A 22,671-nucleotide genomic window follows, 5' to 3' on the forward strand; every position below is an offset into this window, starting at 1 on the left:
GGTCGAGGGCATGACACACGGCATCATCACGGCGGCCCTCGCCGGCTTCGGCACCGGTCTCTCCCTCATCGTCGCCATCGGCGCGCAGAACGCCTTCGTCCTCCGCCAGGGCGCGCGCCGGCACGCGGTCCTCGCCGTGGTCGCCATCTGCGCCGTCTCCGACGCGGCGCTCATCGCCCTCGGAGTCGCCGGGGTCGGTGCCTTCGTCACCACCTGGCCGGCCGCCCTCACGGCCGTCGGGATCGCCGGCGGCGGCTTCCTGATCTGCTACGGGATCCTCGCGGCCCGCCGTGTCCTGCGCCCCGTCCCGGGCGCCGCGCTCACCACGGAGGGCGGCACCCGTACCGGTCGCCGAGCCGCCGTGCTGACCTGCCTGGCCATGACCTGGCTCAACCCGCACGTCTACCTGGACACCGTCCTGCTGCTCGGCTCCCTCGCCGCCGACCGCGGCGACCTGCGCTGGGCCTTCGGCATCGGCGCGGGCTTGGCCAGCCTGACCTGGTTCTCCACCCTGGGGTACGGGGCCCGGCTGCTGAGCGGCCTGCTCTCCCGCCCCTCGGCCTGGCGGGTCCTGGACGGCCTGGTGGCCGCGACGATGGTCACCATGGGCGGTCTGCTCCTGGCCCGCGCCTGAGTTCCGCGCGGCCCGGCCGGGGTCCGCCGGGCCCCGGCACCCCTCGTGGCATAGTGCGGTGGACCGACCCCGTGGAGACCGCCCCCGTGGAGCTGGAGCCCGCCGTGCCCGACCGCCCCTCCCCCGACGAGGTGCGCGCGTACTACGCCGCCCAGCCGGCCCCGCTCGTGGCCGCCACCGGGATCGTCCTCGACAGCCGCGGACGGGTCCTCGTACTGACCACCTCCTACAAGCCCGATCTCGAACTCCCCGGCGGCACGGTCGAGGACACCGAGACCCCGGAACAGGGTCTGGCCCGTGAGCTGGGGGAGGAGCTGGATCTCCACGCGCCCGTCGGGCGGCTGCTGGCCGTGGACTCCCGGCCCCCGGGGACGCTCGGCCGCTCCCTCATCGTCCACGTGCACCTCGTGGGACCGCTGACGGCCGAGCAGGCCTCCGGGTTCTCCTTCCCCGACGGGGAGATCACCGAGGCCCGCTGGCTGCCGCCCGAGGAGGCCTGCGAGGCCCTCCCGGCCCGGATCGCGCCCCGGCTGCGCGCCGGCCTGGCAGCCCTGCACGCCGGCTCGTTCGCCCACCTCGTGGACGGCGTGCCCCAGCCCGGCTCCCCGGCCGGCCTGGACCCGGCCCGCCGGGCCGCGCTGGGCCACTCGGGTGTCCTGGACGCCGCCAGCCACCGGGCCAACCGCCCCAAGGCCCTGACGGCCGCGAGCGTGCTCTTCACGGACGCCGAGGACCGGATCCTGCTCGTCCGCCCCTCCTACGGCAGCACCCGCCGCTGGCAGCTCCCCGGCGGCGGCATCGACAGCGACCTGGGCGAAACCCCGCGCGCCGCCGCCCGCCGGGAGGTCCAGGAAGAACTCGGCCTCGACCTCCCGCCGGGCCGCCTGCTCGCCGTGAACTGGTCCCACAAGGCGGGCCGCCCGGCCCGCATCCGCTTCCTCTACGACGGCGGCGTCCTCGACGCCCGGACCCTCGCGCGGATCCGACTGGACCCCGCCGAACTCCTCGCGTGGCGCACCGTCCCCCGCACGGAACTCCGCGACCTCGTCAAGGGTGCCCTGCGCCGCCAGATCGATGCCTCCCTCACGGCCCGCACCACACGCACGGGCCCCCTGGAACTCCACGCGGGCCGTCCGGCGGACTGAACGCCGCGTCTGCCGTCTCAAGCACTGACCAGGCCTGGCATATGCGGCAAGATTGGATGCATTCTTACGCAGACGCGGCTCAAGCGAGCCTGATGGCTCGAATCCCAAGGGGGCGGCGATGGCGGTCTTCATCCTGCGGCACGCACGAGGAGAGGACCTCTCCGGGGCCGAAGCCGCGTTCGCCGCGGAAGGGCTGGTCACGCGGGCCGTGACGGCCTCGGACGGGGGCTGCGTCCCCGGTGATCTCAGCGGCGTCGACGGGCTGGTCGTCATCGGCGGCGCCCCGGAGGGCGGCTCTTCCGGCCCCTCCGGACCTTCCGGCCTCTCCGGCCTCTCCGGCCCGGACGTGGGTGTGCGGGGTGCCGAGGTCGGGCTGCTGCGGGCGGCGCTCGTCGCCGAGGTGCCCGTACTCGGTGTCCGCGAGGGCGCGGAGCTGCTGGCGGTGGCCGCCGGCGGCTCCGCCGCGCCCGGCCCGGAGGAGGGCTCCGGCTGGGACGATGTCGGCGTGACCCCGGCCGCCGACTCCGACCCGCTGTTCGCGGGGGCCGCCGGGCGGCAGCGGGTTCCGCGCACCCCCCTGGCCTCCCTGCGACTGCCGGACGGTGCGGTGGTCCTGGCTTCGTGCGACCGCGATCCGGTGCGGGCGTTCCGGGTCGGCGGCAGCGCGTGGGGGATCCGGTTCCGCGCCGACGCCTGGCAGGAGCACGTACTGGGGCGTTTCGCGGCACTGGTCGCGGCTCGCGCCGAACGCACCGCCACCCGCACCTTCTTCACCCGGCGGGCCGATGCCTGGGAGGAGCGCTTCGCCTACCAGACCCCCGCGTACGAGGCGGCCGTCGCCCGGATGCGGCTCGGGCCGGGACGGCGCGCCCTCGACCTCGGCTGCGGCACCGGACGGGCCATGCCGGCGCTGCGGGCCCTGGTCGGCCCGACGGGGAGCGTCCTCGGCGTCGACGTCACGCACGCGATGCTGGTCGCGGCCGCCCGCCACGGCCGGACCCGCCACGGAGGTCTCCTCACCGCAGACTGCACACGGCTGCCCCTGCCGACGGCTTCGATCCACGGGATCTTCTCCGCCGGGCTCCTCGACCACCTCCCGGCACCCCGCGCGGCCCTGCGGGAATGGGCCCGCGTCAGCGCGCCCGACGGGGAGCTGCTCCTGTTCCACCCCTCCAGCCGCGCCGAACGGGCCGCGCGGCACGGCTTGGCGCCGAGCCCGGACGACCTCCTGGCTGAGCCCAACCTCCGACCGGCCCTGCGCTCCGCGGGCTGGCGGCTGACCGAGTACGAGGACGACCCGCACTCCTTCATCGCCCTCGCCACACTGCGGAGCCCGCGCGCGACCCGGTAGAACGACACACGAGGGAGAGGAACGGCACGATGCCGGCACCCGACCGGATGGACGAACGGCTGCGCGCCCTCGGGCTGGTGGAGGCCCAGCGGACGGCCGAGGCGCTGTTCGCCGGGGTCACGGCCCGCGGTCTGATCGCTCCCGGGCGCAGCGAGTACGAGGTGACCGACCGGATCGGGGCCCTGCACAGGGAGTCGTCCGTGGCGGGGGCTCCGTGGCCGGGGCGTCTCGTGCTCTCCGGCCGGCACACGCTGCTCCCGTGCGGGCAGGAGCCCCGCGCGGACCGGGTCATCGACGTGGACGACATCGTCATAGCCCGCCTCGGCCCGCTCCTCCTGGGCGGCCACGGCACCGACTTCGCCCGCACCCTGGTCCTGGGCGACGACCCGGACAGGCTGCGGCTCCACGAGGACCTGCCGAAGGTCTTCGCCGCCGCGCGCGAGGCGTACCAGGCGGACGCCGGCATCAGCGGCCGGGAGCTGCACGAGGTGCTCCGGGCACTCGCCGCCAAGGCGGGCTGGTCGTTGGGCGGTTGGCAGGCCGGGCACCTCGTGGGAGAGGTGCCCGCCCCACATCCGCGCGGCGCGCGGGCCGAGGCGTACATCGGCCCGGACAACGGCCGGCCGCTGCGCCGCACCGTCCAGGGAGGGTGGCAGGCGCACTGGCTCCTGGAGGTCCACCTGGTCGACGAACACCGCGGGTTCGGCGGCTCGTTCAAGCAGCTCCTCGCCCTGATCTGACCCGCGGGTGGTGTCGAGCCTGTGCCTACGGCTGCTCGATCCGCGCGAAGATGGCGTTGATGGCGCGGTTGGCGTCCATGGTGAGCCGGCAGCTCGGGTCGTTGCCCTCCTGCTCGATGCCGTCGACCGCCCAGGCGTCGAACAGGTAGCCGTCATTGGGGACGGCGGTCTCCTCTCCGTGGGGGAGGGGTGCGCCTTGTATTCCGTGGCCGGGATCACGGCACGCCCGTCGGTCCGCCCCCGCGCCGCCGACCGGGCCGAGATTCACCCGAACACGGCGGGAGACCGGTCATCCGGTGCGGAAACGGCCCGTGTACACGTCCGTACGGTTCCGGGGCGCGTCGGAGTGGGTCTCGGTGACCACCGCCCGCACTCCCTTGCCGTCGGCCACCAGGCCCTGGTAGTCGCCGAGGAAGTAGCCCCCCGCGAACGGCGCCTCCAGCCAGTCGAAGACCCGTGAGATCCGTCGTTCGGTCCGGTGCTCCAGGTCTCCGTGCGGCAGGGTGGTCAGCTGCCAGGCGGTGGGCAGCGTGGTGGTGTCGCCCGGTTCGAGGTGGCGCAGGTCGTTGTAGGTGAGCGCGACCGTGCCGCGCTCGTCGACCGCGATCGACGGCGAGAAGGCCGGCACCCCCTCCGGGCTGATCAGCTCGGGGTTCCCCCAGGTGCGTCCGCCGTCGGTGGAGCGCACGAGCTGGACGGAGTCGAAGGCGCCGCCGGAGAAGTCCGAGCCCTCGTAGGCCATGTACAGCGCGCCCGTCTTCGGGTCGACGGCGGGGCTGGGCAGGGTGGCCGCGGAGCGCAGCGGTTTGGCGGGGTCGTTCGGATCGACCTCCGGTACGGAGGTGTCCCGGGCCACGACGACCGGGGCGCTCCAGGTCTCTCCGGCATCGGTCGAGGTGACCATCTCGTACCGGGCCTCGACGACGGTGCCGAGGTCCGGGGAGGCGGTGATCCGGTCGTAGAAGTCGTACAGGGTGCCGGTGCGACGGTCGACGACGATCAGGTGGCCGATGGTCTGGGTGTTGGGCACGGAGCCGGTCTCGACGAACGGCCTGGCCTTGCTCCAGGTGCGGCCGCCGTCCCGGGTGATCGAGATGTAGCCCGGACCGTCGAGGGAGCTCGGGCCGGGCGGGTCGTTGTCGAGGCGGTCCCAGACCTGGTAGGCGGTGCCCTCGCGGATCGGGTCGGCGGTGAGGGAGGGCTTGTCGTTGAAGAACGGCTGCTCGTCGACGTGCGTGGTGGTGAGGTTCCGCCAGGTACGGCCGCCGTCGCGGGAGGTGACGGCCAGGAGGGCGCTGCGCGTGCTCTTCGTGAAGTCGACGCCCTCCCCGCTCGCGTAGACGGTGCCGTCCGGTCCGGTGCTCACCCAGGGGTCGGAGGCCCGTTCGAAGTCCGCGCCGCCGGAGGCGCACAGGCTGAACGGGAGCGTGCTCCGGTGGAAGGTGCGACCGTCCTCGCTCCAGGAGGCGGCCAGGCCGCGGGCGGCGCCGTCGTTCCAGCGGTCCTGCTGGAACACGGTGACCACGCGCTGGGGGTCGCGCGGATCCACGGCCAGGTACGGCTCGACCTCGGTACCCGGATAGACGACGCTGTCGGGGGATCTGGCGCCGATGGTGCAGTTCGCGTACGGGTCGCCCTCGGACACCCTGACCAGCGCTCCGCCGTCGGGGTTCCGGTCGGCCGCGGCCGGGGTCGCACCGGTGAACGCGACGAGCAGGAGCGCTGCACCGGTGACGGCGGTCAGGGGCAGGACGACGCGCATGCGGGAATCTCCTCCGGGGCGGCCTGGGGCGCGGAGGAGTACCGGAACGGGGGGTGGGGCGACTCCGCCTGATCCTCTTCGGCGTGGTGCCCGGTGCCCTTGATGGGCCGAACGACGGAGTCCCCCCGGGGGCGTCGGGCAGCACGACGGAGCCGGCCGTCACGGTGCGTCGTGACGGCCGGCTCCTCGGTCGTGTGGTCGTGCGGTCGTGCGGTTGCGCGGTCGTGGCGCTTGTCGCGGACTCAGCGGGAAATCACGGCGGCGACGGGACGGGGGCTCCGGCCGGACCGGCTGCCCGGCCGTGCCCGAACGGTGGTCAAGTGATCGGCTGCAAGGTCCCGTCGGGCAGCACGCACGAGTAGCCGGCGTAGGGGCGTGCCGTGATCTGTCCGCCGGCGGCCGTGCAGTCGTCCCTGCTGATGTTCGGAGACGAGGCGGCCTGGGCGCTGACGGCGCCGACGGCGCTCATGCCGGCCAGGGTTGCCGCGGCCAGGGCGAGGCCCAGGATTCTTCGGACGCGCATGACTTCCTCCTCCTCTCGGGCGCCTTCGTTCGGCCCTCGGGAAGGACAAGTCTCAGGACGACCGCGCCCTCCTTCTCAGGATGGGCGCTTCGCGCGGGGCCCGCGAGGCGGGCCCGGGGGCCGCGCGGTCCCCCCAGGGGCCTAGCGCGGCTCGTAGGCCGCCATCCGGCAGGCGCCGGTGGCGGCGCCGCCCGCCACTCCGGCCGCGGACAGCCCGCTCACACAGCTGTCCAGGTCTCCGACCACGCCACGGCTGCAGGCGGCCGAGACGGAGCCGGAGTCGGTGGCACCGGCCTGCATGGCCATCTGCGTACAGGCGGGAATGTCCGCCCGGACCGTGGGGGCGGCGATCACCGCACCGCCGAGGGTGAGGGCCAGCGCGCTGAGGACGCCGGCTGTACGGATCGGACTGCGCATGGCAGACACCTGCTCTCCAGATGTTCGCTCGGTCAGGGAACGGAATTCGCCCCGCCTGCTAGTCGGGGGCCACCCGGCAGGCGCTCACGGCCGTCCCGTTGGTCACACCGCCACCGGTCAGGCCGGACACGCACTGTGCGTTGTCGCCGGTCAGGCCGACGTAGCACGCCGTGCGGACGTAGTCCGGGGCCTCACCGCCCCGCAGCTCGCGCTCGACCTGGTTGATGCAGGCCGTGACGTCCGCGTGGGCGGCCGGCGCGAGGAAGGCCACACCGCCGAGGGCGAGGGTCAGGCCGGTGAGGACACCGGCGATACGGTTCGACGTGCGCATGGGACGCACCTGCCTTCCGGGTCGGTCGCGCGGTCCTGTCCCCGGTGGACCGGATCCACGCGGTAACGCCTCCTGGCGACGCCCGACGAGTGATGCCCCTGCCCCTGCTTTCGCCCTTGTCCTTGCCCTTTGACCGGACCGAATGGGACGCACTCGGACCTCCACTCGCGGGCCCTCACTCCAGCGTCGCACCCTCTCCCCCGCCCGTCCTGGGCACCGGGGGCGCCGTGCCCGGCTCGGGCGTGTGCCCCCACGGCGACGGGCAGGGAATCCGGGACGCACGAAAGGCCGCCCTCCCACGGATGAGAGAACGGCCTCCGACCTGCGTTTCCGCATGGTCGGGACGACAGGATTTGAACCTGCGACCCCTTGACCCCCAGTCAAGTGCGCTACCAAGCTGCGCCACGTCCCGATACCCGCTGACCTGGGGTTTCCCCCGGTTGCAGGCGCAGGAGAACAATACCGCACTTCCCAGGGTCGTCGCGCGCACCTTTCCGTCCGTCCGGTCAGACGGTGTCTTCGGCGGCCAGTTCCGGGTGGGCGGCGGCCAGCCGTTTCGGGGCCGCCTGGAGCCACGAGTCGGTCAGGATGGCGCGCAGCTCCTCCACGTCCTGCACCGCCGAGAGGCGGACCCGGAGCCAGGCGTAGTTGTCGTCGTGGCCCTCGCGCACGAAGAACTTCTCCGGCTCCGCGGCGATCAGCTCGGCCCGGTCCTCCTTCGGGCACTTCACCCCGATCGAGGTGTCGTCGTCGGCCAGCGACACGAAGATCTTCCCGCCGACCCGGAAGGTCGGCATGCCCCAGGCGAGCTTTTCGGTGCTGTCCGGGAGCGACAGCGCGATCATGCGGACGTCCCGCGCGGTTGTGGCCATCTTCGCGGCTCCTCTCCAGCCACCGGCGAACCCTCGTCCCCCGACCGTAGGACCCACCACTGACAGTCGCGTCCCGTACGGGGCTCACGCGCCCCGGTCCTCCCTCTCGTGCAGCAGCCCCACCAGCTCGGCCGCCAGCTCCTTCGCCGTGACCAGGCCCTCCGTGCCCCATCGCCGCGGGACCACGTCCACCGCGCACACCGTGCCCAGGACGATCCCGCGCCGGTCCGTCAACGGCGCGCCCACGTAGGAGCGCACCCCGCTCCCGTCCACGACCGCGTTGCCGGCGAAGCGCGCGAAGTCGCGCACGTCCTCCAGCACCAGTGCCCGCCTGCGGACGACCACGTGCGGGCAGTACCCGTGGTCGCGGGGCAGGACCCGGTCCGGGTAACCGCTCGCCGGGGCGTCCGCCGCGTGGTGCAGACCGGCGAAGAACTGCCGCTCCTCGCCGACGAAGTTGACGCCCGAGTACGGCGCTTCGAGCGCGTCGGCCACGCGGCGGGCGAAGGCGTCCAGTTCGGGATCCGTGCGCTCCCCGAGCCCCAGCTCGCGCAGCCGGACGGCGCGTGCCGGGGCCTCCCGGTCCACGGGCGTCAGCAGCAGGTGTCCGGTCGATTCGTAGTACGTCATGGCAGTCCCCCCGACTCGTTGGACAGGCACAGCAGATGGCGGACGAGGGCGGCGAGCGCGCCCGTCCCGGAACCGGTCAGGCGCGCGTCGCACCGTACGACGGGCACCTCCGGCCCGAGGCCCACCGCCGCGCGAACCTCGTCGGGCGCGTAGCGGTGGGCCTCGTCGAACTCGTTGACGGCGACGACGAAGGCGATCCCGCGCCGCTCGAAGAAGTCCACGGCGGGGAAGCAGTCGGCGAGCCGGCGGGTGTCGGCGAGCACCACCGCCCCGAGCGCGCCCGCGCACAGCTCCTCCCACAGGAACCAGAAGCGGTGCTGGCCGGGCATGCCGAACAGGTACAGGACGTGGCGACCGTCCAGGGTGATCCGGCCGAAGTCGAGCGCGACGGTGGTCGTGGCCTTGGCCTCGACGCCGTCCAGCGGGTCGTCGGCCGCGCCGAGGTCGCTGAGCAGCTCCTCGGTGCTCAGCGGCTCGATCTCGCTCACCGCGCCGACGAAGGTGGTCTTGCCCGCGCCAAAGCCGCCCGCGACCAGGACCTTCAGGGTCGCCGGGACGGCCGACCGGGCCGCCGCGTCGGCGTCACAGTCGTGCGCGTAGGCCATCGAGCACCGCCCTGAGCAGGTCCTGGTCGGCTGCGGCGAACGCGCCGAAGGGGTCGCCGCCGGTCCCGGCGCGGGTCGCGGTGCCGGTGCCGGGGAAGCGGGGGGCCTGCGCCACGACGGCCCCGTGTTCCATCAGGTCGGCCAGCAGCACCTTCACCACTGCCGCGGGCAGCCGCAGCTGCCCGGCCACCTCGGCGACCGTGACCGTGGCGGCCCCCGCGCCGGCGCAGGTCCGCAGGGCGAGGATGTGCTCGGCCCCGAGCGGGACGCGGGGCCGCACCCCGGTCGCCGTGACCATGGAGAGCAGGTCGAGCGCGACGCCCGGCCGGGTGCGGCCGCCGCTGGCGGTGTACGGGCGCATCACCCGGCCCGCCGAGTCGTCGAGCCAGGGTGTGTCCCGGTACGACGTTCCGTTTCCGTACGCCCCCCTCGCGCCGGCCCTCATCGCTCCGGGTCGGCGACGGGCCGACGCGGCGGGGCCGCCAGGTACGGTCGTACGCTCTTGACGAGCATCGCCATCTCGTAGCCGAGTACGCCGGCGTCGGCCTCACGGTCGGCGAGCACGGCCAGGCAGGTGCCGGAGCCGGCCGCCGAGACGAAGACGAGTGCGGTGTCGAGCTCGACCACGACCTGCCGCACCTCCGCGCCCTCGCCGAAGCGGGCGCCGGCGCTGCGGCCGAGCGAGTACAGCCCGGAGGCGAGGGCGGCCAGGTGGTCGGCGCTGTCCGCGTCCAGGCCGTGTACGCAGGTCACGAGCCCGTCGGCGGTGAGCAGTACGGCACTGCGCGTGTAGGGCACGCGCTGCACCAGGCCGCTGAGCAGCCAGTCGAGGTCCGAGAGCCGGCTGCCGGTCTTGGTCGCCACTTCGCCGCCCATGGGGGTGTGCTCCTTGCCGTTGCGAGGGGTGGGGATCGGGGTGCTCGGGGTGATCGGGGTCATGCCTGGTTCTCCGACTGCGCGAGGCCGAAGCCGCGCTGGAAGGCGGCCATCAGGCCGGGGTCGTGGACGGGCCGCTCGGCGTCGTCGGCCGCCGGCCGGGGCGCGGGGGCTTCGCGGAGCTGCGGTGCGAGGTGCTCCTGGGCCCGCCGCCGGGGCAGCTCGGGCCGCCCGATCCCGCCCGCGGCGGGCTCCCCCGCCTCGGCGGTCCGCCGCACGGGCAACGGCGGGACCTCCGTACGGGGCGAGGGCACCACGGGCCCGCCCCCCGGGTCGGGGGCCGGGGCCTGCCCGGCGTCGACACGGAGGAGCGGGGTGGGGGCCGGCTCGGCGGCGGGGACCTGGTGGGTGTCCGGGACCTGCGCGGCAGCCGGGACGTGGTCGGCGAGGGTGGGTGCGGCAGCCGGCACGCGGCCGGCCGCGACGTGGTCGGCGGGGGCGGTGCGCGGGTCGGGGACGGTGCGCGGGTCGGGGACGGACGGCCGGGGCGGGGTGGGGACCCGGGCCGGTTCCAGGTGGGGGATCGGGGCCGCGTCGGGGGCGCCCAGGAGTTCCTTCGGGAGCACCAGCACCGCGAGTACGCCGCCGTAGATGTTCGACTTCAGCTCGACCGCGATGCCGTGCCGGCGGGCCAGCGCCGAGACCACGTACAGGCCGATCCGCCCGTCGGCGAGCAGGTGCCGGACGCTGACCTGGTCGGGGTCGTCGAGCAGCGCGTTCATCCGGTGCTGCTCCTCCGCCGGCATGCCCAGCCCGCGGTCCTCCACCTCGATCGCGATCCCGGCGGTGACCCGCTCCGCCCGCACCACCACATCGGTGTCGGGGGCGGAGAACACCGTGGCGTTCTCGACCAGTTCGGCCAGCAGGTGCACCACGTCCGCGACCGCGTGGCCGCGTACGCTGCCGCCCGCCGGGGGCACCACCTTGACCCGGGTGTACTGCTCGACCTCCGCGACGGAGGAGCGCAGCACCTCGCTCAGGTCGATGGGCCGTGTCCACTGGCGGCGGGACGCGGCGCCCCCGAGCACCGCCAGGTTCTCGGCGTGCCGGCGGATGCGGGTGGCGAGGTGGTCGACGTGGAAGAGCTCCTTGAGGAGGTCAGGATCCTCGACCGTGTCCTCCAGGTCGTCGAGCAGCGAGATCTCCCGGTGCACGAGGGACTGGAGGCGACGCGCGAGGTTGACGAAGACCTCGACCTTGCGGTCGCTGTCGGAGGGCGCCACCGGGCCGGCCAGTCGTACGAGGGTCGTGTACGCGTGCTCCCGGGCGCCGCGAAGCTCCTGCGAGAGCAGCCAGAACTCGTCGATGCCCGCGGGGTCCGCACCGGGGCGCGGCCCGGTCGGGCCGCCACCGCCACCGCCACCCCGCAGCGGACGGGGCGCGCTCTCGCCCCGCTCCAGCCGCTCGGCCGTGGTGCGCAGTTCCTGGCGGCCGCGCACGCTGGAGCGGCGCAGCGCCTCGCACCGGTCCCGGACCGCCTTGGCGGCGCGTTGGGCCCCGAGCAGCGCCGCGGCGAGGGCGCCGAGCACCAGCAGGGCGCAGCCGGTGAGCACCGGCCACAGCCGGGCGTCCCGCTCCCCCGCTCCCCCGCCGAGCTGCAGCGTGAAAATCACCGCGGCGGCCCCGCTCAGCGCGGCGGCGAGGGTGGGCAGCAGGGCGGTGCGGAACAGCTGGGGCCTTATCTGCCGGCCGGGACCGGTGGCGGCGTGTCTCGACGGGGCGTGGCGGGCTGCGCGGAGTCCGGACATCTGCGTCCTCGGTACGTGGGGCCCGGCCACCGGCGTTCCCGGGGCCCGGTGTTGATCACCGGATACCCACGCTAGACCGCACCATCCCGCCCCTGAGCGCCAGTTGGGGAACTTCACGGGGGTGCTTCCCGCTCCCGGTGGAGCGCTCGTACGACAGCCCGAATATGCGGCGCGCGCTCCGGGACCGCGCCCCGGGGCGGCCTACGGCTGCTGCCCGGTGGCCGGAGCCCCGGGACCGGAGACGAGCTGACCGGTGGCGGTCAGGGCCAGCCGTGAGAAGAGGGTGCCGGAGAACCCGAAGAGCAGGGCGATGGCGAGGGCGATGGGCCGGCCCGGCGCGTCCCAGGAGTTGTCGAGGGAGAACGCTGTCGGAACCGGGTCCGACGCCGGCCTCGTCGAGAGGCCCTGGCCGCGGCGGCCACCCGCCGACGCACGCCGAGCGCCCGGGTGCCGTAGCCCCGGGCGCTCGTGATCAGCGAGTACGTGGGACGCCGGAGTCGAGTCGATCATCTGCGGCCGGCCGTGAACGAGCTGCCCGCATCAGATCCGCATCCGGCGTCAGCGCTCTCCCGCCAGGTCGAGATCACCCGCCCTGGGCTCGCTCGCCTCCGGTTCCACCTGCTCCGGGCGGCGCCACGTACGGCTGATCGGGCGGGCGATCGGGCGCCACCAGGGATCCGAGGGCAGCGTTCCCGCAGGCTCGAAAGGCTCGCCCGGGCGCGGGAGTGCCACCGGCTGGCCGGCCTCCTCCGCGGCGTCGACCGTCCACTCGCCCGGCTCGGCCCACGGGTGCAGGGCCAGGTTGAAGGTGCCCCAGTGGATCGGCAGGAACACGCCGTGCGGGGCGCCGCCCTGGAGGTCGAGGTGGGCGCGCACGCCTTCCTCGGGCGTCATGTGGATGTCGGGCCAGTACTCGGAGTACGCGCCGATCTGGATCATCGTGGCGTCGAAGGGGCCGTGCTCGGCGCCGATCTCCCGGAAGCCGGGGAAGTAGCCGGTGTCGCCGCTGTGGTAGATCCGGTGCTCGTCGCCCGCGACGACCCAGGAGGCCCACAGGGTGTGCTGCTGGTTGCGCAGGCCGCGGCCGCAGAAGTGCCGGGCGGGGGTCGCGGTGAGCGTGAGGCCCGCGATCTTGGTGCTCTCGTTCCAGTCCAGCTCGCGCAGCCGGTCGGCCGGGACGCCCCAGTGCTCCAGGTGGGCGCCGACGCCCAGCGGGACGGCGAAGACCGTGTCCGTACCGGCCAGCGCCTTGATCGTCGGCAGGTCCAGGTGGTCGTAGTGGTCGTGCGAGATGACCACGACGTCGACGGTGCCCAGCGAGGCCGGCGGGACCGGTACGGGGTGCAGCCGCTTGGGACCGGCGAAGGGGAAGGGGGAGCACCTCTGGCCCCACACGGGGTCGAAGAGGACCCGGCGGCCGTCGATCTCGGCGAGCACGCTGGAATGGCCCATCCAGGTCAGGCGCAACCCGCTGACCGGCGGTTTCGCCAGTTCGGCGAGGGTGGTCGGGTAGACCGGGATCGGGGCGGCGGGCGCCCGCCGGATCCGCTGCTCACGGTGGAAGTAGATCTTCGCGAATTCCGCCATCGACCCGGAGGGCCTGTTCCGGGCGCCGACCGGGTTCTGGAAGACGCCGTCGGCGAAGTTCGGCGAGCGGCGGATCCGCTCCAGCCGGGCCCCCGAGGGGTCCGCGCCGAAGGCTTCGGGCCGCAGGGCGCGCAGCCGGGGACGCAGGGGACGAGAGCCGGTCAAGGCGCCTCCAGGGGCGGTGCGGTCGGATGACGGCGCGGTCGGGACGTCCGTCGGTCTACGAGCATCCCAACGCACACCGGCCCCGAAGGATTCCGCATTCCCCCTGCGTGTCGTTCCCCCTGCTCTCCTACAGCGGCAGCAGGTCGGGCCGCTTCGCCTCGACGTGGTCCCCGGAGGACTCGCCGCGCAGCCGGCGGCCGATCCAGGGCACCAGGTGCTCGCGCGCCCAGTGGATGTTGTCCCGGGTCACGTCGACCGAGCCGCGCGGGCGCTCCGGCGGCCAGGGCTGGTCGGGGTCGGCCGGCACGTCCAGTCCGAGCACCTGCGCGGCGCGCAGCGCGACCCGGGTGTGCCCCTCGGGCGACAGGTGCAGCCGGTCGGTGTCCCACGCTCTGCGGTCCTGTACGGACCTCAGGGACCAGAGGTCGAGCACCGGGCAGTCGTACCGGTCGGCGATGGCGCGGACGTGGACGCTGTACGTCGCCACCTTGCCCCGGAGGTGCTTGAGTACCGGTACGCCCCGGGTGTCGAAGCCGGTGGTGATCACGACCCGGCCGACGGCTCCGGTGAGGTCGGCGACGGCCGCCTCGAAGCGCTCCGCCACGTCGTCGGGGTCGGTGCCGGGGCGGATGATGTCGTTGCCGCCCGCGCAGAAGGTCACGAGGTCCGGCGCGAGCGCCTTGGCCCGCGGGACCTGGTCGGCCACGATCTGGTCGAGCAGTTTGCCGCGCACGGCCAGGTTCGCGTACCGGAATTCGCCCTCCGGATGCTGGTCGGCCAAGAGCACGGCGAGCCGGTCCGCCCAGCCGAGATAAGTGTCCCCGGGTCCCGGGTCCCCCACGCCCTCGGTGAAGCTGTCCCCGATCGCCGCGTACGAGCCGATGGTCTTGATTTTCGTCGTCGTCGCTGCCACGAGACGACATCCTTCACTCTCGTAACCAACCTACGCCAACGTAATGAGGGGTTGACGGGCCGTGATCTTTACCACCCGGGAGATAAGGAACACGTACACGTGAGGCCGGGACCCCCCTCGGGTCCCGGCCTCACGCGTGTCCGTGCTCCGACGGCGGCTGCCGTCAGACGCTGACGCCCTTCGCCCGGAGGTAGGCCAGCGGGTCGATGTCGGAACCGTAGGACGGGCCCGTGCGGATCTCGAAGTGCAGGTGCGGGCCGGTCGAATTGCCGGTGGAACCGGACAGGCCGATGGTCTGGCCGGCGGTGACGCTCTGGCCGACCGAGACGGACAGCGAGGAGAGGTGGCCGTACTGCGAGTAGTTGCCGTCCGCGTGTCGGATGACGACCTCGTTGCCGTACGCGCCGCCCCAGCCGGCGGAGACGACGGTGCCCGCGCCGACCGCGCGGACCGTGGTGCCGGAGCTCGCGACGAAGTCGACACCGGTGTGGTAGCCGGAGGACCACATGCTGCCCGCGACCTTGTACTGGGTGGAGATGCCGGTACTGGCGAGCGGGGCGACGAACCCGGAGGCCGACGTCTTGGCCGCGGGGGCCTCGGCCGCGGACTCGCGCTGCGCCGGAGCGGCCTGCTCGGCCGCCTCCGGAGCGCTCTGCTCGGCGGCCTTGGGGGCGGCCTTGTGCGCGGTCCGGGGCGCGGTCTCCGGAGCGGATTCCTCCGGGGCGGATTCCTCGGGGGCGGATTCCGCCGGAGCCGCCGGAGCCGCCGCCTCGCCCGCACCGCCGAGGTTCAGCTTCAGGCCGGGGTGGATCAGATCGGGGTCGCCGCCGACCGCCTCGCGGTTGTCTGCGTAGAGCTGCTGCCAGCCTCCGGACAGCCGGCTCTCGGCGGCGATCTTGGAGAGGCAGTCGCCGGGAACGACCGTGTAGACGGTCGGCGCGGCGGACTCCGCCCTGAGCGCGGCGGGGACCTGCGGGGCAGCCGCGGGGGCCACGGTGGTCGTGGCCGTCGTCGCGGTGGCCGGGGCGCCGGCAGCGTGGGCACCGGCAGCACCCATCAGCGGCAGCGCGAGGGCCGCGCCACCGGTGCCGGCGACGGCGAAGCCGCGCGATATCGAAAGGGACTTGGGGCGGCGGTGCTTACCCTTTGCAGGCATGGCGAATTCCTCTCCGGCGCCTGCGAGGTGAGCTGTCGGGTTCGGACTGGAGATGTCCGGCCGCACATGAACGGAACATGTTCGGCTTCACCCCTAGCCGTCCCGGGGTCGAGTTCCGGGACAGCGGCTTACCTGGTTCCCCCGCTCCTGCCGCGCGTGAATGGTCGGGTGCGGTTTCCGGGCGGCGGCAGGATTCGGCGATCCACCCGGATCGGTCGCGAACGTAATCCCAAAAGGCCGCACCGAACAAGCCGTGAATTTCCTGACGGAATCACAGGGACGGGAAACCGGGGGAATGCCGGTCACCCTCCGTCCATTCCGGTCCGTCAACAACCGGTCCTGCGAAGGCATTCGACTTTCGCGATCAGGCACTCACGGTCACCGTATGATCTGGCTCACGGGGACGCGCCCGATCTCGCCTCCGCTTATGGCAAGTTGTCGCCAAGTAGTGTAATTCGGACAGAGCACCCACGAGCAGCATCACGAAGCGGAGGAGTTCCCTTGACCCAGCAGATACAGGAGCCGGAACTGTCCGGAGTGCGCAATTTCCGCGATGTGGGCGGATTGCCGACTTCTGATGGACGAAGGGTCAGGACGGGACGACTGTTCCGAAGCGGACATCTGGCGCATGCCACTGAAACCGATACAGAGTTCCTCGGTTCACTCGGCCTCCACACCGTCTTCGACTTCCGCAACGGCGCCGACCACGCGCTGGAGGGCCCGGACGTGGAACTGCCCGGCGTGCGGAACGTGAACATCCCCCTCTCGGATCCGGCCGACGGCCGGGAGTTCTGGAAGATGGTCCGCGACGGCGACCTCGAACAGCTCCGCGGGATCCTGGGCGACGGGAAGGGGGCGGCCCGGATGGCGAACTCGTACCGATCGATGATCAAGAGCCGCACGGCCGAGCACGGCCGGGTCCTGCACGCCCTCGCCGAGGACAGCGTCCCGGCGCTCATGCACTGCGCCGCCGGCAAGGACCGGGCCGGTCTGTCGATCGCCGTCACCCTGCTCGCCCTGGGCGTCGAGCGCGAGGCGATCGTCGCGGACTACCTGGAGTCGAACGCCCCGCACCGCCGCTACCGGGTCCGCCGGAGCGACGACTCCGCCGAGGCCCGCTCCCCCGAGGTGACGGAGCTGCTCGCCCCGCTCTTCGACGCCCGCGCCGAGTACCTGCTCGGCGCCTTCGACACCATCGAGGAGACCTGGGGCGGCGTGGACCGCTACCTGGAGCAGGGGCTCGGACTCACGCCCGAGACCCGGAGCCGGCTGCGCGAGCGGCTGCTCGACTGACGTGCGGGCCGGAGGGGAGCGCGCCCGCGCGCTCCCCTCCCCGTCGGTCACCCTCCCCGTCGGCCCCACGTCCCGCGGTCAGCGGTTGCCGACCGCCTGCTTGACCAGGGTCCTGCCGAAGTCCCACATGAGTCCCGACCCGCCGTGCGCCTCGTCCATGACCGCGCGGAAGGCCCCGACGAACCGGTCGACGTCGTGCTCGTCCACGATCAGCGGCGGGATGAGCTTGATCACCTCCAGGTGGTCCCCGGAGACCTGCGTGAGGATCCGGTGCTTCTGGAGCAGCGGCACCACGACCATCTGCGCGAAGAGCCCCTTGCGGGCCGCCTGGAGCATCGTCCAGCGGCTGCGCAGCCCGAGCGAGGACGGCCGGCCGAACTCGATGCCGATCATCAGCCCGCGCCCGCGGACCTCGTGGAGCAGTTCGTACTCGTCCACGAGCGCGGCCAGCCGCCCGCGCAGCAGGTCGCCCATCGCCCGGGCGTTGGCCACGACCTCCTCGTCCTCCATGACCGAGAGCACCGCCAGCCCGGCGGCCATCGCCTGCGCGTTCGAGCCGAAGCTCGCGGAGTGCACGAGCACCCGGTCCATGGAGGAGTAGACCTTCTTGAAGATCCAGTCCTTGCCCAGGGTCGCGCCGACCGGCACGTAGCCGCCCGACAGCGCCTTGGCCACGCAGACCAGGTCCGGTTCCACGCCCGGCTCGTGCTGGTAGGCGTAGAAGTCGCCGGTGCGCCCCAGCCCGGTCTGCACCTCGTCCGCGATCAGCAGCGCCTTGTGCCGGTGCAGCAGTTCCTGCGCGGCGGGCAGGAAGCCGGGCGGGGCCGCGAGGACCCCCTTGCCCTGGATCGGTTCGACGACGAGGGCGGCCACGTCGCCCTTGCGGAGCTCGCGCTCCAGGGCGGCCAGGTCCCCCAGCGCGATCCTCGTGTCGGGGAGCAGCGGGGCGAAGCCGTCCCGGAAGCCGCTCTCCCCGTTGACCGACAGCGAGCCCGTGGTCAGCCCGTGGAAGGCGTGGTCGCAGTAGAGGATCCTCGGCCGCCCGGTGGCGTACCGGGCGAACTTCAGGGCGGTCTCCACGGCCTCGGTGCCGCTGTTGCCGAAGAAGACCCGGTCCAGGTGGGGGCTGTACGAGAGCAGCTTCTCGGCCAGCAGCCCGGGCAGCGGCTGGCAGTCGAAGCGGGTCAGGTCGGCGAGCTGGGCGTCCAGGACGTCGTGCAGGGCCTGCCGCACGACGGGGTGGTGGCGGCCCAGGCCCATCACCCCGAAGCCCGCCAGCATGTCCAGGTAGTCGTTGCCCTCGGCGTCCCAGAAGTGGGCGCCCTCGGCCCGCTCGTAGACCTTGTCGAAGCCGATGGTGTGCAGCATCCGGGGCAGTTGGTGGTTGAGGTGCCTCGCGTGCAGTTCGTACCGCTCCGCCCCGCGCGCCGCCAGCAGGGCGCCGAGGTCGAAGCCCTTCCCCCCTCGCGCCTCCGTCGTCATGCCGACCGGTCCCGGTTGCCGCCGACCGTCTCGCGGGCCGCGCGGAGGGATTCCTTGAGCGAACCCATGGTGGCGAGGACGGCGGTGGGCTCGTAACCGCAGTGCGCCATGCAGTTGGCGCAGCGCGGGTCCTTGCCGCGGCCGTACTTGCTCCAGTCGGTGTCCTCGATCAGTTCCCGGTAGGTGGGAACGTAGCCGTCGCTCATCAGATAGCAGGGTCGCTGCCAGCCGAAGAGGGAGTAATTCGGAATGGCCCAGGCCGTGCAGGGGAAATCGGCCTTTCCTTCGAGGAAGTCCAGGAAGAGCGGGGAGTGGTTGAGCCGCCACCGCCGACGGTTGCCGCCCGCGAAGGCCTTCCTGAAGAGTTCGCGGGTCTGTTCGACGCCCAGGAAGTGCTCCTGGTCGGGCGCCTTTTCGTACGCGTAGGCGGGCGAGATCATCATCTCGTCGACCTGGAGGTCGTCATTGAGGTAGTTCAGGACCTCGATGATCGTCTGCGGGGTGTCGGTGTTGAAGAACGTGGAGTTCGTGGTCACCCGGAATCCGCGCCTCTTCGCCTCCTTGATGGCCGCGACCGCCTCGTCGAAGACGCCTTCCTTGGCCACGGACTCGTCGTGCCGCTCGCGCAGGCCGTCGATGTGCACGGCGAAGGCGAAATAGGGCGAGGGCGTGAACTTCTCGATCTTCTTGCGCAGCAGCATCGCGTTGGTGCAGAGGAAGACGTACTTCCGCTTCGCCACCAACTGTCGGACGATCTCGTGGATCTGCGGGTGCATCAAGGGCTCGCCGCCCGCGATGGACACCATGGGCGCCCCGGACTCCAGCACGGCGCCGACCGCCTGGGCTACCGGCATGCGCTGCTTGAGCACTCCCGCGGGGTGCTGGATCTTCCCGCAGCCCTCGCAGGCCAGGTTGCAGGCGTAGAGCGGTTCGAGTTCGACGATCAGCGGGAACTTCTCACGCCTGCGGAGCTTCTGTTCGAGAAGATAGGTCCCGACCCTGACGGACTGTCGCAGCGGCATGGCCATCTGGCTCACCTCCTGGGGAGCAGCAAAGAACGGTGCCAGTCGTAGAACGCGGGTAGCACGGCACGGAGAACACGGAAGGCCGATATTCCACCGCGAACCGTGCCGATACGGACGAGCTCGTGTTCCGGAGCGTCCACGATCACCCGGACGGCCGCAACGGGACGTCCCCCTTCCGACGGAGGGCCGTGGCCGCGGGTCGCTGTCCACAGGGTGGACGCCGACTCCATGTCGACCGCGATCGCGCCGGTCGCGCGCAGCTGCGCGCGCTCCTGGCCGCGGACGACGTGGTCCGATCCGGTCAGTGCGCCGGTGTGCACGGTCCGGCCGGGGGCGGCCCGGGCCAGTGCCTCGGCGAGCAGGGCGCTGCCGGTGCAGGTGACGGTGCCCTGCGGGTCCCGGGTCTCCTCGGCGACGACCAGGTCGCCGGGGTGCATGCCGGGTACCAGTCCGGCACAGAACCCGGTCGCGAGGACGGCCGCCCGGTCCATCCCCGGTCTCTCCAAGGCCCGGCCGACGGCCCGCTCTGCGGCGCGCGGGCCCATGCCGGTGCGCAGGAGTTCGTACGCCTGCGGGGCGCCCCGGCCCGCGCTGCGCAGGGCGGTCTGCTCGATGCGCAGCGCGCAGGCGACGAGCAGCGGGTCCGGGTTCTCGGCCCGGTCCGCTCCGGCGGCGGACATCAGGGCTCCCCGGCCGCGGTGAACGGTTCTCCGTGCAGGTAGCGGCCGAGCGCGGTGAGCGGGAAGACCTGCCGGTACAGGTGGTAGTTGATGGAGAAGTCCCAGGGGAAGCCGGTGCCGGTGAAGTGCGGCTCGTCCCAGGAGCCGTCCTCGCCCTGCGTCCGTACGAGGTGGGCGACGCCGCGCTCCACGGCCTTGCCCTCCCGCTCGCCGGCCGCCATCAGCGCCATCAGCGCCCACGCGGTCTGCGAGGCGGTGGAGTCGCCCTTGCCGGCCCAGGCGCGGTCCTTGTAGGAGCGCTGGTCCTCGCCCCACCCGCCGTCCTCGTTCTGTACGGATTCCAGCCAGCGCACGGCCCGCCTGATCGCGGAGTGCGACGGGGCGATGCCGGCGGCGGTCAGCGCCGGGACCACCGATCCCGTCCCGTAGACGTAGTTCGTGCCCCAGCGGCCGAACCAGCAGCCCTCCGGCTCCTGTTCGGCGAGCAGCCAGGCGATGCCGCGCCGGGTGCGGGCGAGGCCCGCCTTGCCCTCGAAGGCGAGCATCTCCACGACGTGCGCGGTGACGTCGGCGGAGGGCGGGTCGACGACCTCGCCGAAGTCGCAGAAGGGCAGCCGGTTGGGCAGGACGCTGGTGTTGTCGGCGTCGAAGGCGGCCCAGGCGCCGTTCCTGGACTGCATGCCGAGGGTCCAGGAGACGCCCCGGGCGATGGCGGCCTCGACGCGGGCCGGGTCCGGGTGGTGGATCCGGCGCAGCGCGAGGACGACCTCGGCGGTGTCGTCGATGTCGGGATAGGTGTCGTTGTGGAACTCGAACGCCCAGCCTCCCGGGGCCAGTCCGGGCCTGCGCACCGACCAGTCGCCGCTGCGGACGATCTCCTCGTCGAGCATCCAGTCGGCGGCCTTCACCAGCGCCGGGTGGTCGGGGCGCAGGCCGGCGTCGGCCAGCGCGATCGCGGCGAGGCAGGTGTCCCAGACCGGGGACTGGCAGGCCTCGATCATCCGGGCGCCGTCCTCGCGCCACACCGCGAAGCGGTCCAGGGACTCCAGCCCGGCGCGCATCACGGGGTGGCCGAGGTCGTAGCCGAGCAGGTGGAGGGCGATGACCGAGTACACGGCGGGGGGCTGGATGCCGCCCCAACAGCCGTCGTTCTCCTGGCGTTCGACGATCCACCGGCCGGCGGCGGCCATGGCCGCCTTGCGCAGTCGGCGGGGGGCGAAGCGCCGGTAGACGTGGAGGGCCTTGTCCATCCGCTGGAAGGCGCCGTCCCAGGTCGTGGCCGGGGCGAGCCGCTCGGCGGGGTAGGGCGCGCGGGCGTCGGTGTGCAGCTCGTCCAGCGCGAAGGGGGCCGGGCGGACCGGGCGCATCGCGGAGACCACGGTGAGCGGGACGATGGTCTGGCGGGCCCAGCAGCCGAAGTCGTAGATGTTCAGCGGCACCCAGGACGGCAGGAACACCAGCTCGGGCGGGAGTTCGGGCAGGTGGTCCCAGCTCCACCAGCCGAAGAGGGCGAGCCAGATCCGGGTGAAGACGCGGGCGGCGGCGATCCCGCCGCGGGCCCGGATCCAGGCGGAGGCCCGGACCATGTGGGGAGCGTCGGGGGCGTCCCCGGCAAGGCGCAGCGCGACGTACGCCTCGATGGTGGCGGAGAGTTCGGGCGGCCCGCCGTGGAAGGTGGCCCAGGTGCCGTCCTCGTTCTGCTCGCCCCGGATGAAGAGGGCGGCGGCGTGCGTGGTGGCCTCGTCGCGGATCCCGAGGAACTGCCGCAGCAGGAGGTCCTCGGCGTCCATGGTGACGTTGGTCTCCAGGTCGCCCTTCCACCAACCGGCGGGGTCCTGCCGCTCCAGCAGGTGCCGCGTCGCCCGCGCGGCGGCCTCCTGCGCGGCGACGGTGCCCGCGTCCTGCGGCTCGCCCGGCCCGGCGGCCCGGGGCCCGGCCCCCGCGGGGCTCCGCCCGGCTCCCGGTGCGAGCGCCGGCTCCGCCGCCTCGGCCCCGGTGACGTCCGTGACCGGTGGGCCCGCGTGCGGTGCGAGCGCGTCCGCCGTCGTCGCGCCCGGCCCGGCGACGCCGCCGCCGGGCGTACGGGCCGGGTGCCCGGTCACCTCCGTGGGCTCCGGCCCCACCCGCGAGCCGAACGGCTCCGCATCCGTGCCGGGGCCGTGGCCGACGGCCGGCTGAGCCGCTCCGCCGACGCCGCCCGCCGGGCGAGCCGTGGGCCCGGCCTGGACCGGGGGCTCCGCGCTCGCGGACGGCGCGTGCGGGTGCGCCGTCGGCACACCGGCCGGCCGGGCCGGGGGCCCGGACGTGTCCGGGGGCTGCGCGTCGGACTGCTGCCTCCGGTCCGGCCTCGGGCCGGTCAGGGCGTCCGCGAGCGCGCCGGGGCGCGGGGAACCGGGCCCCGTGGGGGCGGGTTCCGGGGCGCCCGGCCCCGTATCACCGCCTGCGGCGGGCGCGGCCGGGCCCGGTTCGTATTCGCTGCCGGCGCCGGCGCTGTCCGCGCTGCCGTCGGTCGTCGCTGTCATGGCTTCCCCTTCGTGCAGTCGGTCCTCTGCTGTGCTGGGGTCCGCCGTCGGGGGGGGGGGGGCCGGCGCCCCCCCCCCCGCCCCGCCGGGGCCCCCCCCCGGGGGGGGGGGCCCGGGCGCCCCCCCCCCCACGCCGCGGCGGGGGCCCCCAACG

24 protein-coding genes, 1 tRNA gene and 1 riboswitch are annotated in these 22,671 nt (G+C 73.6%); of the genes, 5 read left to right on the forward strand and 20 right to left on the reverse strand.

What is annotated here, in order from left to right:
* Positions 1-10: 10 nt before the first annotated feature.
* From ACFYYJ_RS10380 to ACFYYJ_RS10395, 4 genes are all read left to right on the forward strand, one after another.
* Entirely contained in the window at positions 11-634 is a 624-nt protein-coding gene (locus ACFYYJ_RS10380) for a LysE/ArgO family amino acid transporter (protein ID WP_389130782.1), read from the forward strand.
* A 71-nt stretch (positions 635-705) separates the two neighbouring features.
* Entirely contained in the window at positions 706-1,779 is a 1,074-nt protein-coding gene (locus ACFYYJ_RS10385) for an NUDIX domain-containing protein (RefSeq protein WP_389130784.1), read from the forward strand.
* Positions 1,780-1,897: 118 nt separating this feature from the next.
* Positions 1,898-3,130, forward strand: a complete 1,233-nt coding sequence (locus ACFYYJ_RS10390) for a methyltransferase domain-containing protein (protein ID WP_389130787.1) — start codon at positions 1,898-1,900, stop codon at positions 3,128-3,130.
* 29 nt (positions 3,131-3,159) lie between these two features.
* The gene (locus ACFYYJ_RS10395) at positions 3,160-3,870 is read left to right on the forward strand and encodes a M24 family metallopeptidase (protein WP_389130791.1); all 711 of its coding nucleotides are present in this window, start codon (positions 3,160-3,162) and stop codon (positions 3,868-3,870) included.
* A 25-nt stretch (positions 3,871-3,895) separates the two neighbouring features.
* Here the strand turns inward: ACFYYJ_RS10395 and ACFYYJ_RS10400 are convergent, their stop codons facing one another.
* The 16 genes from ACFYYJ_RS10400 to ACFYYJ_RS10475 all read right to left on the reverse strand — a co-directional run bounded on the left by ACFYYJ_RS10400 (position 3,896) and on the right by ACFYYJ_RS10475 (position 15,515).
* The gene (locus ACFYYJ_RS10400) at positions 3,896-4,138 is read right to left on the reverse strand and encodes a hypothetical protein (RefSeq protein ID WP_389130794.1); all 243 of its coding nucleotides are present in this window, start codon (positions 4,136-4,138) and stop codon (positions 3,896-3,898) included.
* A 21-nt stretch (positions 4,139-4,159) separates the two neighbouring features.
* A complete protein-coding gene (locus tag ACFYYJ_RS10405) occupies positions 4,160-5,632 on the reverse strand; it encodes a sialidase family protein (RefSeq protein ID WP_389130797.1) in 1,473 nt (490 codons plus the stop codon).
* A gap of 316 nt (positions 5,633-5,948) precedes the next feature.
* Complete coding sequence (locus ACFYYJ_RS10410) at positions 5,949-6,155, reverse strand: hypothetical protein (RefSeq protein ID WP_389130800.1); 207 nt, start codon at positions 6,153-6,155, stop codon at positions 5,949-5,951.
* Between the two features lie 141 nt (positions 6,156-6,296).
* Positions 6,297-6,572 (reverse strand): hypothetical protein, encoded by a 276-nt coding sequence (locus ACFYYJ_RS10415; RefSeq protein WP_384751910.1) that lies wholly within the window; start codon positions 6,570-6,572, stop codon positions 6,297-6,299.
* 58 nt (positions 6,573-6,630) lie between these two features.
* Positions 6,631-6,903 carry a hypothetical protein gene (locus tag ACFYYJ_RS10420; protein WP_385363528.1) on the reverse strand — a complete coding sequence of 91 codons (273 nt, stop codon included), beginning with the start codon at positions 6,901-6,903 and terminating at the stop codon, positions 6,631-6,633.
* Positions 6,904-7,238: 335 nt separating this feature from the next.
* A tRNA-Pro gene (locus tag ACFYYJ_RS10425) sits at positions 7,239-7,315 on the reverse strand.
* A gap of 94 nt (positions 7,316-7,409) precedes the next feature.
* On the reverse strand, positions 7,410-7,775 hold the full coding sequence (locus tag ACFYYJ_RS10430) for an MmcQ/YjbR family DNA-binding protein (RefSeq protein WP_385363530.1): 366 nt from the start codon (positions 7,773-7,775) through the stop codon (positions 7,410-7,412).
* A gap of 84 nt (positions 7,776-7,859) precedes the next feature.
* Complete coding sequence (locus ACFYYJ_RS10435) at positions 7,860-8,405, reverse strand: GAF domain-containing protein (protein WP_385126925.1); 546 nt, start codon at positions 8,403-8,405, stop codon at positions 7,860-7,862.
* On the reverse strand, positions 8,402-9,010 hold the full coding sequence (locus ACFYYJ_RS10440; protein ID WP_389130806.1) for an ATP/GTP-binding protein: 609 nt from the start codon (positions 9,008-9,010) through the stop codon (positions 8,402-8,404). The genes ACFYYJ_RS10435 and ACFYYJ_RS10440 overlap by 4 nt, the downstream gene beginning before the upstream one ends.
* Positions 8,988-9,371: a DUF742 domain-containing protein gene (locus ACFYYJ_RS10445; protein ID WP_385126929.1), complete on the reverse strand. Its 384-nt coding sequence runs from the start codon at positions 9,369-9,371 to the stop codon at positions 8,988-8,990. Before ACFYYJ_RS10445 ends, ACFYYJ_RS10440 begins: the two co-directional genes overlap by 23 nt.
* An 80-nt stretch (positions 9,372-9,451) precedes the next feature.
* Positions 9,452-9,886 carry a roadblock/LC7 domain-containing protein gene (locus tag ACFYYJ_RS10450; protein WP_385126986.1) on the reverse strand — a complete coding sequence of 145 codons (435 nt, stop codon included), beginning with the start codon at positions 9,884-9,886 and terminating at the stop codon, positions 9,452-9,454.
* A 59-nt stretch (positions 9,887-9,945) separates the two neighbouring features.
* On the reverse strand, positions 9,946-11,694 hold the full coding sequence (locus tag ACFYYJ_RS10455) for an ATP-binding protein (protein ID WP_389130809.1): 1,749 nt from the start codon (positions 11,692-11,694) through the stop codon (positions 9,946-9,948).
* Between the two features lie 201 nt (positions 11,695-11,895).
* A complete protein-coding gene (locus ACFYYJ_RS10460) occupies positions 11,896-12,204 on the reverse strand; it encodes a hypothetical protein (RefSeq protein ID WP_389130812.1) in 309 nt (102 codons plus the stop codon).
* A gap of 48 nt (positions 12,205-12,252) precedes the next feature.
* Positions 12,253-13,446 (reverse strand): MBL fold metallo-hydrolase, encoded by a 1,194-nt coding sequence (locus ACFYYJ_RS10465; RefSeq protein ID WP_389130815.1) that lies wholly within the window; start codon positions 13,444-13,446, stop codon positions 12,253-12,255.
* A 127-nt stretch (positions 13,447-13,573) separates the two neighbouring features.
* Positions 13,574-14,359 (reverse strand): SGNH/GDSL hydrolase family protein, encoded by a 786-nt coding sequence (locus ACFYYJ_RS10470; RefSeq protein ID WP_389130818.1) that lies wholly within the window; start codon positions 14,357-14,359, stop codon positions 13,574-13,576.
* Positions 14,360-14,522: 163 nt separating this feature from the next.
* A complete protein-coding gene (locus tag ACFYYJ_RS10475) occupies positions 14,523-15,515 on the reverse strand; it encodes a peptidoglycan DD-metalloendopeptidase family protein (RefSeq protein WP_389130821.1) in 993 nt (330 codons plus the stop codon).
* A gap of 4 nt (positions 15,516-15,519) precedes the next feature.
* Positions 15,520-15,692: riboswitch (cyclic di-AMP (ydaO/yuaA leader) on the reverse strand.
* A gap of 324 nt (positions 15,693-16,016) precedes the next feature.
* Here ACFYYJ_RS10475 and ACFYYJ_RS10480 point away from each other — a divergent pair.
* Positions 16,017-16,808: a tyrosine-protein phosphatase gene (locus tag ACFYYJ_RS10480; RefSeq protein ID WP_389130824.1), complete on the forward strand. Its 792-nt coding sequence runs from the start codon at positions 16,017-16,019 to the stop codon at positions 16,806-16,808.
* A 78-nt stretch (positions 16,809-16,886) separates the two neighbouring features.
* Here ACFYYJ_RS10480 and ACFYYJ_RS10485 read toward each other — a convergent pair whose 3' ends face one another.
* From ACFYYJ_RS10485 to shc, 4 genes are read right to left on the reverse strand one after another with little or no spacing between them, the layout of a single operon-like run.
* A complete protein-coding gene (locus ACFYYJ_RS10485; protein ID WP_389130827.1) occupies positions 16,887-18,290 on the reverse strand; it encodes an aspartate aminotransferase family protein in 1,404 nt (467 codons plus the stop codon).
* Complete coding sequence (gene hpnH / locus ACFYYJ_RS10490) at positions 18,287-19,318, reverse strand: adenosyl-hopene transferase HpnH (RefSeq protein ID WP_385363542.1); 1,032 nt, start codon at positions 19,316-19,318, stop codon at positions 18,287-18,289. The genes ACFYYJ_RS10485 and hpnH overlap by 4 nt, the downstream gene beginning before the upstream one ends.
* Positions 19,319-19,323: 5 nt before the next feature.
* Complete coding sequence (locus ACFYYJ_RS10495; protein ID WP_385126947.1) at positions 19,324-19,995, reverse strand: 1-hydroxy-2-methyl-2-butenyl 4-diphosphate reductase; 672 nt, start codon at positions 19,993-19,995, stop codon at positions 19,324-19,326.
* Entirely contained in the window at positions 19,995-22,097 is a 2,103-nt protein-coding gene (gene shc / locus ACFYYJ_RS10500; RefSeq protein ID WP_389131338.1) for a squalene--hopene cyclase, read from the reverse strand. Before shc ends, ACFYYJ_RS10495 begins: the two co-directional genes overlap by 1 nt.
* Positions 22,098-22,671 lie beyond the last annotated feature (574 nt).

The organism is Streptomyces sp. NPDC002467 (assembly GCF_042889825.1).
Classification (GTDB): Bacteria; Actinomycetota; Actinomycetes; order Streptomycetales; family Streptomycetaceae; genus Streptomyces.